The organism is Kaistella carnis, from assembly GCF_003860585.1.
Taxonomy (GTDB): domain Bacteria; phylum Bacteroidota; class Bacteroidia; order Flavobacteriales; family Weeksellaceae; genus Kaistella; species Kaistella carnis.
Window position 1 is genome coordinate 2587213 of the sequence record NZ_CP034159.1, and the last position, 14014, is coordinate 2601226.

Sequence of the window (14014 nt, forward strand, 5' to 3'; positions counted from 1 at the left end):
ATTTAATATTGGGTTAATTCTTTTATATCTGAAATCGCATTATTCAATTCCCTAACCGATTCAATATATTTACTTTCTGTTTCCGTGTTTTGGTTCATTAGTAAAACCCACTCCAGATAATTTATATCACCGTCTTTTAATTTTTTATCTACCGCTCGTTTGATGATTTCTACATTTTTTAAGGCTTTTGTCTCAAAGTAATCCACCGTGGTTTTTCTTTTTTGATAGATTTGAAGAAGTTCCTGATATTTCGATTTTAACTTTAAATTTTCCAATTGCAACTTACTTTCAGCAATTTCATTTTTAATAATTAATGCTTTCTGTTTATTTTTTAGGGCTGTATTAAAAATAGGAATGCTAATACCAACTTGCCCGTAAACGCCACTGCTTTGGTCTTGCAATGGTGCGTTTGGACGGAAAGTTTGATAAAAAAAACCACCGATCAAATCTGGCAAAAGTTTTGTTTTTTCTAATGCCAGTTCTGCTTGATTGGTGTTTATTTCCTGCAATTGTAGTTGAATGCTTGGCTGGTTGGCAATTAAATTTTCATCAAGATTTTCATCAAAATTAATTTTAAAGTTATCATATATTGGAACAAAATCCTGGTCTTCATTAAGAAGATATTTTAGTTGGGTTTGAAGCACCAAATAATCACCTTGCAATTCCTGTAAGTGTAAATGAACTTCTCCGTAGAGGTTTTCTGCCGTGGTTTTTTCTATAATATTGCTTGCACCATTCGTAAATCGAAGGTGCTCAAGTCGATTATATTTTGAAAAAATGCTGTCATTTTTAAGCAATAGTTTTTCCTTTTCTTTCAGATAAACCATTTGATAAAAAACCAACGACACTTGTTTTGCCAGGTCTTTTTTCTGCAAGGCTTCATTAAATAGGCCACTTTTTGCCTGTTCCTTTAAAAGATTTTCCTGCTTCCGGTAAACAGAGGGAAATTTAATGCTTTGGGTAATCCCAACTTTTACATCATTCACATTGCTGTTAATCCGACCATAATCGACTGCAAAACCGGTATTTGGAATGTCATAAGCCGTTTTGGTCAATTGTTCTAAATAGTCAGAATTTAATTTTTGATTTTTTACATTTAGATTATTTTTCTGCGCAATATTTATCGCTTCATCAATCGTTATTTTTTGCTGTGCATTGATTCCTTGAAAGGAAAATAAAAATCCCAAAATGAGCAATGTTGTTACAGATTTACTTTTTTTAGGCTTTAATTTAAAGCCTTTTTCAAACATCACATACAATATTGGCAATACAAATAAGGTTAAAAAAGTGGCGACAAATAATCCGCCGATAACCACCGTTGCCAAAGGTCTTTGCACTTCTGCGCCGGAACCGTTGCTTAATGCCATTGGCAAAAATCCTAATGATGCAACCGAAGCCGTCATTAAAACCGGTCGCAAACGAACTCTGGTTCCTTTTAGAACTATTGCTTTTAAATCTGTTTCTCCTGCTTTTTTTATCCGGTTAAATTCGGCTATTAAAACCAAACCATTCAAAACCGCTACTCCGAAAAGCGCGATAAAACCCACGCCTGCACTGATGCTGAAAGGCATTCCACGCATCGCGAGAAAGAAAATTCCGCCGATCATTGATAATGGGATTGCGGAATAAATCAACAAGCCTTGTTTCACAGATTTAAAGGCAAAATAGAGTAGGATAAAAATTAAAATTAATGAAATTGGCACCGCAATCATCAATCGTTTTTTGGCTTCGTTCAGATTTTCGAAAGCACCACCATAAGTTGCATAATAGCCCGCCGGAAAATTGATTTGTTTATCTACTTTTTCCTGCAATTCCTGCACAATACTTTGCACATCCCGACCTCTCACATTGAAACCAACCACAATTCTTCGTTTTGCATCTTCCCGTTGGATTTGGTTGGGACCTTCTACAATTTCAACTTTCGCCAGTTGCGATAATGGAATTTGAGAACCATCGGAAGTGGGAATTAATAAATTCTGAACATCTGATAAATCCTTACGCCTTTCGCCTGCCAAACGAACCACTAAATCAAAGCGTTTTTCGTCCTCGAATACCAATCCTGTGCTTTGCCCGGCAAACGCGGTATTTACAACTCTGTTTATTTCAGAAATATTTAGGTTGTATTGCGCAATCGCATTTCGATTGTAATCAATCACTATTTGTGGCATTCCCGTGACGGCTTCTATATAAAGATCAGATGTGCCATCTACCGTGCCGACAACTTTTCCTAATTTATTGGCATAAATTGCCAAAGAATCCAGGTTTTCCCCATATATTTTGAGGACAACATCTTGCCGTGCACCAGTCATTAATTCATTAAATCGCATTTGTATTGGATATTGAAATCCATAAGAAACGCCTGGAACGGCTTCCAGTTCTTTAGCCATTTTCTCTGATAATTCATCAAAGGAAGAAGCAGAAGTCCATTCAGATTTATCTTTTAAAATAACCATCATATCACTTGCGTCGATCGGCATTGGGTCGGTTGGGATTTCACTGCTTCCGGTTTTTCCCACTACTTTTTGCACTTCGGGAAATTTATCCAATAGAATTTTTGCACCTTGCGAAATAGCATCCATTGAAGTTTGCAGATTACTTCCGGGTAAAACCCTTGTTTCTACGGCAAAATCTCCTTCTTCCAATGCGGGCATAAATTCGCCACCCATCATTGAAAGCGTTATTATTGCCGCAACAAAAGTTGCAAGCACGGCTCCAATAATTATTCTTGGGATTGCCAAGGCTTTTTCTAAAAGTGGCTGGTAGAAATTTTCAACTTTTTGCATCATCCTGTCAGAAAAATTCTTTTTGTGACTTATTTTTTTACTTAAAAATAATGCAGTCATCATCGGAACGTAGGTTAATGATAATATGAATGCACCAAATAAAGCAAATGCAATAGTTTGCGCCATTGGCAAAAACATTTTACCTTCAATTCCTTTTAAAGTGAAAATTGGGATGTAAACTATTAAGATTATTAATTCTCCAAAAACAGCCACGTTTCGCATTCTTACAGAAGTTGTTAGAACGGTTTTGTCCATTTCCTTTTGTGAAATTTCATTGTCTTTCCGGCTGTGTAAACTAAAAAGACAGGCTTCTACAATAATCACAGTTCCATCTACAATCAACCCGAAATCCAGCGCACCGAGGCTTATTAAATTTCCACTCACTCCGAAAATATTCATTAGAATAACGGCAAATAGCATTGCTAAAGGGATGACAGAGGCCACAATAAATCCTGCACGGATATTTCCTAAAAAGAAAATTAGTACCACTAAAACAATGAGCGCACCTTCAGTTAGATTTTTTGCAACGGTGGAAATGGAATTATTAACCATTTTGGTGCGGTCTAAAAATGGCTCGATGGTTACACCTTCAGGTAAAGTTTTCTGTATTTGTTCAATTCTATCTTTAATATTTTTGATTACAATATTGCTGTTAGCACCTTTGAGCATCATTACTACAGCCCCCGAAACTTCGCCAGATTTCACATTTCTTTTGTGAAAGGTCATTGCACCATATCTTATGGCACTTCCTATGCGTACCTCTGCAACATCACGAATAAATAAGGGACTTCCACTTTTTGTATTCTGAATGGAAATATTCTTAATATTGTCAATATTTTCTATCAGTCCTTCTGTTTTGATGTAAAGAACCGTCGGACCTTTTTCAATGTAAGCGCCACCCGTATTTTGGTTATTATTTTCTAATGCATTGAAAACATCAGCAACCGTAATTCCAAAGGATTGTAGTTTATTCTGGTCAATGGCAATTTCAAATTGCTTTAATTTCCCACCGAAACTGCTGACATCTGCGACACCTTCTACACCTAATAATTGGCGGCGAACGATCCAGTCCTGAACTGTTCTTAATTTGGTTTCGTCAAATTTATTTTCATACCCTGGTTTTGCCCGTACTACATATTGGTAAATCTCTCCCAAACCAGTGGTAACAGGCGCGAGGTAAGGTTCGCCGATGCCTTTTGGTATTTCATTTTTCACAGTGCTTAATCGTTCTGTAACTTGTTGACGCGCCCAATAAACATCGGTATTATCATCAAAAACAATCGTTACCACGGATAATCCAAAACGCGAAAAACTTCGGATTTCTTTCAGTCCAGGAATATTACTGTTCGCCTGCTCTATGGGAAAAGTGATAAGCCGTTCTATATCGGTTGCACCTAAAGATGGAGCAGAAGTTATAACCTGTACCTGATTATCTGTAATGTCTGGAACTGCATCAATCGGTAATTTTGTAAGTTGCAAAGCACCAAAAAGAATAAGCGCGAAAGTAAATAAGGCGACAACGAGTTTATTATTTATAGAAAATTCTATAATTTTATTTAGCATAAATTTAAAATTAATGTAATTAGAAAACACCATTTGCAGAGGAACTGCAAATAGAAATTTTGGTAATTAATAAACAGAAATATACTGATTATCAATTATATAAAATATACATTAACTTAATTTAGGCGGAAGCCAGATGCAGGCAGAATAACTGGATTTGTAGAAATCTTTATATAAAACGACCGTTTTGTCAGATGTAAAACTAATCGGTTTTTTAAAAGAAAATTCAGGCTGAATTTCAAACGCAATAATTGTATTTACGTTGGTATTGGTAGTCTTGAAGGGCAGTTTTTCATCGTGTTGGTCAGAATCTGAATGTGTTTTCTCACTATCATAATGATTTTTCATAAAACCTAAAAATGAAAGAGAGTGTTCTGTCTTATTCGTACTATGCTTTACAAAATGCTGTATCAAGTTTGGAAATTTCAACATTTCACCCAATTCTGTATTGGCACACACAAAAATAAGTAGAAATGATATCGAAATTATTTTCTTCAAGATTGTAAAAGAACAGATTTAATTATAGAAGATGAAATAATATCAGGTAATTTTTTAGAATTTATTGAAAGATTTACTCTTTTTCGGATTGTCGAAAAATCAAGAATAATATAATTTCCGGTAGCAATTTTTTATTTAACTTTGCAAAGGTGAAGATTTTCAATTATATATTAACAATTTATTTAGCCGTGCTATTTTGTATGCCTTGTTCGGATAATGAACAAAGCACTTTTGAGGTGGTTACTACTAAAATTGAAAAAGTACAGAACGAACATTCACAAAAACATAAAGACGATTTTTGTTCGTCTTTTTGTATGTGCAGTTGCTGTGGTAGGAATGTTGTAGTATATCAACAAATTCCTGCAAACTTTATTGGTCATTTTTCAAACGAATTCTATTCATCAGAATTTTTTCATATTCCAAACCCATACTCCAACTATTTCGGCAGTATTTGGCAACCGCCTCAATTAGGTTAGTATTATTAAATAAAATTTACGGTTTTGCTTTTCTGCGAACGCGTACTTTTTATTATCTAAATTTTACTTTAATCTAATTTTCTTTATCAATGCTAAATAAAATCATTGAATTCTCCATCAATAATAAATTGGTGATCGGAATTTTCACTATTGCGCTCATTATTTGGGGCGTCATGTCCCTTCGAACCCTTCCTATAGATGCCGTACCAGATATTACAAATAATCAGGTACAGGTAATAACATTAAGTCCATCACTGGCAACACAGGAAATAGAACAGTTTATTTCTTATCCTATAGAACAGACAATGTCTACTATTCCTGAAATTCAGGAAGTGCGATCTATTTCCCGCTTTGGTTTATCTGTTGTAACCATTATTTTTCATGATGACATAGATATTTACTGGGCACGCCAGCAAGTCTCTGAACGGCTTCCTGAAGCAAAAAGTTCCATTCCTGCAGGACTTGGTAATCCTGAAATGGCACCGGTTTCTACTGGTTTAGGTGAAATTTACCAATATACGGTTCATGCTAAACCCGGCTTTGAGGATAAATACGATGCTACAAAACTGCGAACCATACAAGACTGGATTATTCGAAAACAATTATTGGGTACGCCTGGAATTGCGGAAGTAAATAGTTTCGGAGGTTTTTTGAAACAGTATGAAATTGCACTAAATATTAATCAATTACGGAGTTACAATTTATCTATTTCGGATGTTTTCACAGCATTGGAAAAAAATAATCAGAATACCGGTGGTTCATATATTGATAAAAAACCCAATGCCTATTTTATCAGAAGCCAGGGCTTGATCACAAGTCTTGGAGATATTGAAAGGATTGTAGTTAAAAATTCGGAGAGTGGTCTGCCTATTACCATCAGAGATGTTGCAAAAGTTCAGTTTGGGACTGCTACCCGATACGGTGCACTTACCAGAAATGACAAAGAAGCGGTCGGCGGAATTGTAATGCTATTAAAAGATAATAATGCTTCTGAAGTAGTTGGACGAGTAAAGGATAAAATAGACCAAATACGGAAAACTTTACCTGACGGTGTAGAGATAGAACCCTTTCTGGACAGAAGTGAATTTGTAGACAGAGCCATGAGTACTGTGCAAAAAAACTTAATAGAAGGGGCGTTAATTGTAATATTGGTTTTAGTTCTTTTTCTCGGGAATATTCGTTCAGGCTTAATTGTGGCTTCGGTTATACCTTTAGCAATGCTATTTGCCGTAGCATTGATGAAAGTTTTTGGCGTATCTGGAAACTTGATGAGTCTTGGGGCGATCGATTTTGGACTTATTGTGGATGGTGCTGTAATTATCGTGGAAGCAACCATGCACCACATGAGGAAGTTGAAAACAGGAAAAATTTCGCAGGCAGAAATGGATATTCAGGTTTCCGGTTCTGCAAAAAAAATGATGAACTCCGCTGCGTTTGGTCAACTTATTATTTTAATTGTCTATTTACCAATATTGGCTTTGGTAGGAATTGAAGGCAAAATGTTTCGCCCGATGGCACAAACGGTTTCTTTTGCAATATTTGGAGCATTAATTCTTTCGCTTACTTATGTACCGATGATCAGTTCACTTCTATTGAGTAAAAATATTAGTCATAAAAAGAACTTTTCTGATAAAATGATGGAAAAACTTCAGCGCGTTTATGATCCGTTGATCAATGGTGCACTGCGATTTAAAAAAACTGTGTTGATTGTTGCAATTGCATTACTCGGATTGTCAGCAGTTATTTTCAATTCTCTTGGTGGTGAATTTCTACCAACGCTGGAGGAAGGAGATTTTGCTGTAGAAACAAGATTATTGGTAGGAAGTTCGCTGGAGCAAACCATTGAAAAAATAGAACAGGCATCCAGTTTATTGATGAAAACTTATCCGGAAGTGAAGGAAGTTGTGGGCAAGATTGGAGCATCCGAGATTCCTACAGATCCAATGCCGATAGAAGCCACAGATATTACGATCTTATTAAAACCTAAAAAAGACTGGACAAGTGCAGATACCCGGGAAGAATTAGCGGAGAAAATGCAGAAAACTTTAGAACAGGTTCCGGGAGTTACGTTCGGTTTTTCGCAACCTATACAATTACGGACCAACGAATTAATTTCTGGTGTACGACAGGATGTGGGTATCAAAATTTTTGGCGATGATTTAGAAACGCTTTCAGATTTAGCGAAGAAAATAGGTGGATTAATTCCCTCAATAGATGGTGCAGAAGATCTGTATGTAGAGCAAGTTAGTGGTTTACCGCAAATTTCTATCAAATTGAACCGGGATAATATCGCCCGATATGGGTTAAATGTTGAAGAAATAAATAACGCCATCAACACTGCATTTGCTGGAGGTGTAGCCGGAACGGTATTCGAAGGAGAAAAACGTTTTGATTTGGTCGTTCGTTTGGAACAGGGGGAGCGCCAAAGTATTGAAGATGTAAAAAGGCTCTTTGTTACTGCAAGTAATGGAAACCAGGTCCCGTTGGAGCAGGTTGCAGATGTGAGTTATCAATTGGCACCTAACCAAATACAGCGCGAAGATGCCAAAAGAAGAATTATCGTTGGCTTTAATGTTCGGGGTAGAGATATTGCCTCTGTAGTAAAAGAAGTTCAGGCAAAAATTGACGAAAAAGTAAAAATGCCGACCGGCTATTTTATAACTTATGGTGGCCAATTTAAAAATTTGGAAGAAGCCAACAAAAGACTGTCTATAGCCGTACCGGTTGCATTGGGATTAATTCTTTTGCTGCTCTATTTTGCGTTTGGTTCCTTAAAATACTCACTACTAATTTTCACAGCAATCCCGATGTCTGCCATAGGTGGCATATTTGCCCTTTGGTTAAGAGGTTTACCTTTTAGTATTTCGGCTGGTGTAGGCTTTATTGCTCTGTTCGGTGTGGCTGTTTTAAATGGAATCGTATTAATAACAGAGTTTAATCAACTTAAAAAACAAGGAATGAATGATGTAAAGCAAAGAATTCTCGCAGGTACTGCTATAAGATTAAGACCGGTTTTAATGACTGCTACCGTTGCATCATTAGGATTTTTACCTATGGCATTGGCAACCGGAGCAGGAGGAGAAGTACAAAAACCACTAGCAACAGTTGTTATAGGTGGTTTGTTCACCGCAACTTTTCTTACATTGGTACTATTGCCGGTACTTTACTCTTACGTGGAAAATATAAAACCTTCCCGACGTAAAATTAAAAAAACAAAAATTGCAGGAACAACAACGATCATTCTTTTGTTTTTACTTTCAGGTTTTAGTAATGGAGTTAAAGGTCAAATTACGACAAATTCCTCTTCATCTTTAGGAACGATAGATTTGAATTCAGCAATTTCTGCTTCTCTGGAGTCCAATCCAAACACAAGGGTTGCAAAATTAGGAGAGGAATATCAGTCTGCATTAAAAGGTTCTGTGAGAGATTACGGAAAAACAAATATCAATCTCACTTTTGGACAATATAATAGTCTTATTGCTTATGATAACAATATTACCATAAGCCAAAATATTCCGAATCCGGTTTATTTGAAAAGACTAACAGAACTGGCAGACGCTAACATAAACGCGTCCAAAATGCAGGCAGGAATTTATAAAAATCAGATCACTTATCAGGTGAAAAGTATTTATTATAGTTTACTCTACAGAAAAGAACAAAGAACATTAAATGAGGAATTAATCGCGCTTTATGAGAAAATACTTCGTGCCGCAGACATAAGATTTCAGACTGGTGAAACAAATATTTTGGAAAAATACAACGCCAATACCAGATTGCAGGAAGCGATTTCTCAAAAATTGCAGACTGATGAATATATAAAAATTCATCTGGAGCAACTGAAACGGTATACCGGAAATCAAACCATTGAAGATATCGCAGATAATACGCTTACTGAAAAATTTTTAGATGTATCACCACTAAGTGCAATTTTTAATAACAATCCGGAATTACTTGCTTTGAAAAGCCAGATAGAGGTCGCCAAAGAAGAAATAAGAGTCGAAAAAAGCAGGTTACTTCCCGATTTTAGCGTGGGTTATTTTAATCAGTCACTAGTGGGTAACTTCGAAAAAAATGGAGTTTCAAAGTTTTACGGAGTAGGTGAAAGATTTCAGGGTGTAGAATTGGGCATAAGCATACCTATTTTTGCAAAGGCACAGAAAGCAAAAATAAAAGCCGCTCAAATTCATCAGGAGTTGCAGGAAGCACAGGTAGATGCATTTTCATTCAGTCTTTCCCAACGGGGTGCAACATTGCTTTCTGATCTGAAACGATTGCAAATACAGATCAATTTTTACAGAGAAACTGCGTTACCGCAGGCAAAATTACTGATCTCTAAATCACAGCGCGCCTTTGAGGTTGGTGAAATGGATTATTACCAGGTAAGTCAATCTATAAATAATGCCGTGGAAGTCCAAAAGCAATACATCGAAAGTTTAAATCAATATAATCAAACAGCCATAGAACTGGAATTAATTTCTGGTTTATAATAAATAATTAAAGGTCCAATATCATGAACAAATCAAAATACATATATATCCTCGTTTTAGGTTTTTTATTATCAGCCTGTAACTCTGATAAAAAGGAAGAAACAGCAGTCACAGCAAATATAGAAGTTCCGCACGATGCAAATAGCGTAGAATTTAGTGAAGCACAGTATAAAAGCGTCGGTATGGAACTGGGAAATATAACCAATACTAATCTGTCCAATTACATAAAAGCCTCTGGTGCCATTGAAGTTCCACCGCAAAATCTGACCAGTATCACCTCTTCTTTTGGAGGTCATGTAAAATCCATGAACGTAATCGAAGGAAAATATATTGGAAAAGGAACCGTGGTGGCAACGATAGAAAATCCTGAATTTCTACAGATACAGCAGGATTACATGGAAAGCAATAGTCAGATGTCTTATTTAAGACAGGATCTTACACGCCAAAAAGAACTGGTAAAAGAAAATATTGCAGCCAGAAAATCTTTACAGCGGGCGCAAAGTGAGTATAATAGTATGTCTGCACGAGTTGCCGGATTACGGGCAAGACTTCAGGTTGCGAACATCAATCCTGCTTCTGTTGCAAGAGGTAACATATCTTCGCGCGCCAACATTTATGCACCACAAAGCGGATACGTAACAAAAGTATATACCAATATTGGAAAATATGTTGGAACTAATGAGGTTGTCGCAGATATTGCAAATACAGGTAATATGATGGTAAAAGTGCAGGTTTTTGAAAAAGATGTTGCAAAAATAAAAGTTGGTCAAATTATTCGATTTCAGGCTACTGGTGACGCCGAGGAAAAAACTGCTAAAGTTTATCTGATAGGGAAAGATATACACGGAGACAGAACTGTAGATGTTTTGGCAAGAATTCAGAATGTATCTCAAAATCTGTTGCCGGGAATGTTTGTAAATGCTATCATAGAACTTGGATCTGTGGAAACACCAGCATTGCCAGATGCGGCAATTGTAGGTTCCGGAGGTAAGAATTTTATTTTTATTTTAGAAAAAACTTTAGAAAAAACTAAAGATAAAGATGGGAAGGAAAAAGAAAAACAATATATCTTTAGGAAGGTAGAAGTGCAAACCGGTGTAAGCGAAAATGGTTTTACTGCGGTTACTTTGCCTGCAAAATTTAATGAATCCGATAAAGTAGTTTTAAAAGGGGCATATGACCTGCTTTCTAAAATGAATAATATGGAGGAAGAGGAGTAATCTTGGGATAATTTTAAAACCTTAAAACCTAGTTACAAACCATTTGTTTCCATAAAAAGTTGCCAAAACTAGCATCAAAATATTTTTATGATTTCAATTTATTTATACGCCTTAATTCCAGTTGTTTCCATTTTATTGGGCGGGATTACCGGATTATTTAAAAAACCAAACGCGGGTTTTCGGAGTTCTGTGTTGCATTTTGCGGGCGGAGTGGTTTTTTCAGTTGTTGCAGTGGAACTTCTGCCGGATATTATTAAAAATCACAGGCCTATTGAAGTGGGAATTGGTTTCGGACTGGGCATCGCGACGATGTTGGCTGTAAAATATTTTTCAGAAAAATTTCAAAAAAACGCTGAAAAATCGGCAGTAAAAAATTCTTTGCCGATGGGACTTCTGGTGGCATTGGCCATCGATTTACTAATAGATGGCGTGCTTCTCGGCGTTGGTTTTGCGGCTGGAAGCACCGAAGGAATTCTGCTTTCCATCGCTTTGGCTCTCGAAATTTTTTCTCTGGGATTAGCAGTAGTTTTGGCTTGTATGGATTTAAATTTTTCAAAACAAAAAAGCCTGACTATTTTATTAGTTTTGGGTGCCTGCTTCTTTGTCGGAGCCGTTTTAGGAATTACATTATTAGCAGGATTATCACAGGAATGGCTGGAATTGGTGCTGTCTTTCGGTCTCGCTGCTTTATTATTTTTGGTAACTGAAGAATTATTGAAAGAAGCGCACGAAGAAAAAGAAACACTTTTGCAGACGAGTATGTTTTTTGTAGGATTTTTAATATTTCTACTGGTAGGAATGGTAGTTTAAATTAATTAAGATTAAAAAAATAAGCATAATCGTAAAGTTCAAAAAATGAATTTTAATTTAAAATTTTTAGGTTCAAAAATTAAACTTGATAAATTATTATAATAAGATACAAACGATATATTCAAAAATTAAAATATAAAAAATGGCAAAAAAGAAATTAAACTTAAGGGATATTGGAACGGAAAAACATGCCGGAGAGCATTCCCACGATGCTGGACATAATCACGATAATACGGACAAAACAACGTTACAAATGTTTTTGCCCGCCATTATATCATTCACATTATTAATAATTGCTATTGCTTTAGATAATTGGATTACCCAAAATTGGTTTAATGGATGGGTAAGGATTGCCTGGTATGTTGCAGCGTATATTCCCGTGGGATTACCAGTTTTAAGAGATGCGTTTGATAGTATAAGAAAAAGTGATTTCTTTTCAGAATTTCTTTTAATGAGCATCGCTACAATTGGTGCATTCGCAATTGGAGAATATCCGGAAGGTGTAGCGGTAATGCTTTTCTACGCTGTTGGTGAAGTTTTTCAAACCCTTGCAGTACAGAGAGCAAAATCCGATATCAAAACCTTATTAGACCAAAGACCAGATGAAGTTACCGTTTTAAAAGATAACCAAGCAACAACTGTGAAGGCAGAATCTGTAGAAATCGGAGATATTATCCAACTAAAATCTGGCGAAAAATTAGGTTTAGATGGAGAATTGATTTCAGAAAAAGGTTCATTTAATACAGCGGCGCTCACAGGAGAAAGCAAACCAGATTCTAAAACTAAAGGTGAAACTGTTTTAGCAGGAATGATAAATCTGAACACCGTAGTAGAAGTGAAAGTAACTACCGCATATAAGGATAGTAAACTTTCTAAAATATTAGAATTGGTACAAAATGCAACTTCACAGAAAGCACCCACAGAATTATTTATAAGAAAATTTGCAAAAATCTACACACCAATCGTCGTACTATTGGCTGTTCTCATTACCATAGTTCCAATGTTTTTCGTACAGGATTATACTTTCAGCAAATGGCTTTATAGAGCACTGGTTTTCTTGGTAATAAGTTGTCCTTGTGCATTGGTAATTAGTATTCCACTAGGATATTTCGGAGGAATTGGCGCTGCAAGTAAAAACGGTATTTTGTTTAAAGGCAGCAACTTTTTAGACGTTATTGCTACTATAAAGAATGTTGTGATGGATAAAACAGGCACAATGACGGAAGGTGTTTTCAAAGTTCAGGAAGTTATTATTCATCCAGATTTTGATGAAAAAACAATTTTGGCGATGGTCAACAAATTGGAAAGTCAAAGTACACATCCGGTAGCAACTGCGATTCATAATTTTGTTGGAGAATTGGATTCAAAAATAGCATTTGAGAATGTAGAAGAAATTTCAGGTCACGGTTTAAAAGCAAACGTAAACGGAAAAGAATTATTAGTCGGTAATTTCAAATTATTAGACAAATTTTCTATTAAATATGATTTAGACCCAAGTTCAATTGTTTATACTACCATCGCAATTGCTTATGATAATAAATTTGCCGGCTATTTGACCATCGCAGATTCGATAAAAGAAGATGCGCAAGAGGCGGTTACTAAACTGCATAATCTTAATGTGAAAGTCACGATGTTAAGCGGTGACAAAACCAACGTGGTAGAACTTGTTGCAAAAGAATTAGGGATTGATACGGCTTTCGGAGATCTACTGCCCGAAGATAAGGTAGAAAAATTGAAAGCAATTAAAAGCAAAGGCGAGAGTGTAGCATTTGTGGGCGATGGCGTAAATGACGCTCCGGTCGTCGCACTTTCAGACGTAGGAATTGCAATGGGTGGATTGGGAAGCGATGCTACTATTGAAACCGCGGACGTTGTAATTCAGGATGATAAGCCGAGTAAAATTGCAATGGCCATAAATATTGGAAAGCAGACAAAAAAAATCGTTTGGCAAAATATCATTCTGGCATTTGCCGTGAAAGCCGTTGTTTTAGTTTTAGGAGCAGGAGGTTTGGCAACAATGTGGGAAGCGGTTTTTGCGGATGTTGGTGTGGCCCTTTTGGCTATTTTGAATGCGGTGAGAATTCAGAAGATGAAATTTTAATTAGTTTTTGTTATTGGTAGTGTTTCACTAACTGTGTAAGTTGAAAAGTTATTCTGAAAAATTTTGAGCCTTCAAA

At 36.1% G+C, this 14014-nt stretch carries 6 protein-coding genes; 4 read left to right on the forward strand and 2 right to left on the reverse strand.

The features are described 5' to 3' along the window. Positions 1-2: 2 nt before the first annotated feature. Together EIB73_RS12045 and EIB73_RS15230 are read right to left on the reverse strand one after the other, a co-directional pair. The gene (locus EIB73_RS12045; protein WP_125025509.1) at positions 3-4346 is read right to left on the reverse strand and encodes a CusA/CzcA family heavy metal efflux RND transporter; all 4344 of its coding nucleotides are present in this window, start codon (positions 4344-4346) and stop codon (positions 3-5) included. 111 nt (positions 4347-4457) lie between these two features. Beyond that, a complete protein-coding gene (locus tag EIB73_RS15230) occupies positions 4458-4694 on the reverse strand; it encodes a hypothetical protein (protein ID WP_228411237.1) in 237 nt (78 codons plus the stop codon). Positions 4695-5409: 715 nt separating this feature from the next. Between EIB73_RS15230 and EIB73_RS12055 the strand changes: the two genes are divergently transcribed. The 4 genes from EIB73_RS12055 to EIB73_RS12070 all read left to right on the forward strand — a co-directional run bounded on the left by EIB73_RS12055 (position 5410) and on the right by EIB73_RS12070 (position 13938). After that, positions 5410-9807, forward strand: a complete 4398-nt coding sequence (locus tag EIB73_RS12055; RefSeq protein ID WP_125025511.1) for a CusA/CzcA family heavy metal efflux RND transporter — start codon at positions 5410-5412, stop codon at positions 9805-9807. Positions 9808-9830: 23 nt separating this feature from the next. Continuing rightward, positions 9831-11027 carry an efflux RND transporter periplasmic adaptor subunit gene (locus tag EIB73_RS12060; RefSeq protein WP_125025512.1) on the forward strand — a complete coding sequence of 399 codons (1197 nt, stop codon included), beginning with the start codon at positions 9831-9833 and terminating at the stop codon, positions 11025-11027. An 87-nt stretch (positions 11028-11114) separates the two neighbouring features. Then, positions 11115-11837 carry a ZIP family metal transporter gene (locus EIB73_RS12065; RefSeq protein WP_076387896.1) on the forward strand — a complete coding sequence of 241 codons (723 nt, stop codon included), beginning with the start codon at positions 11115-11117 and terminating at the stop codon, positions 11835-11837. Positions 11838-11979: 142 nt separating this feature from the next. After that, positions 11980-13938 (forward strand): heavy metal translocating P-type ATPase, encoded by a 1959-nt coding sequence (locus EIB73_RS12070; protein ID WP_125025513.1) that lies wholly within the window; start codon positions 11980-11982, stop codon positions 13936-13938. The last annotated feature ends 76 nt before the right edge of the window (positions 13939-14014 follow it).

Excerpts from the sequence above, each read along its gene's own strand:
- EIB73_RS12045 (WP_125025509.1), bottom strand. The coding sequence starts at position 4,346 with ATGCTAAATAAAATTATAGAATTTTCTATAAATAATAAACTCGTTGTC.
- EIB73_RS12065 (WP_076387896.1), top strand. The coding sequence starts at position 11,115 with ATGATTTCAATTTATTTATACGCCTTAATTCCAGTTGTTTCCATTTTA.
- EIB73_RS12055 (WP_125025511.1), top strand. The coding sequence starts at position 5,410 with ATGCTAAATAAAATCATTGAATTCTCCATCAATAATAAATTGGTGATC.
- EIB73_RS12060 (WP_125025512.1), top strand. The coding sequence starts at position 9,831 with ATGAACAAATCAAAATACATATATATCCTCGTTTTAGGTTTTTTATTA.
- EIB73_RS15230 (WP_228411237.1), bottom strand. The coding sequence starts at position 4,694 with ATGAAAAATCATTATGATAGTGAGAAAACACATTCAGATTCTGACCAA.
- EIB73_RS12070 (WP_125025513.1), top strand. The coding sequence starts at position 11,980 with ATGGCAAAAAAGAAATTAAACTTAAGGGATATTGGAACGGAAAAACAT.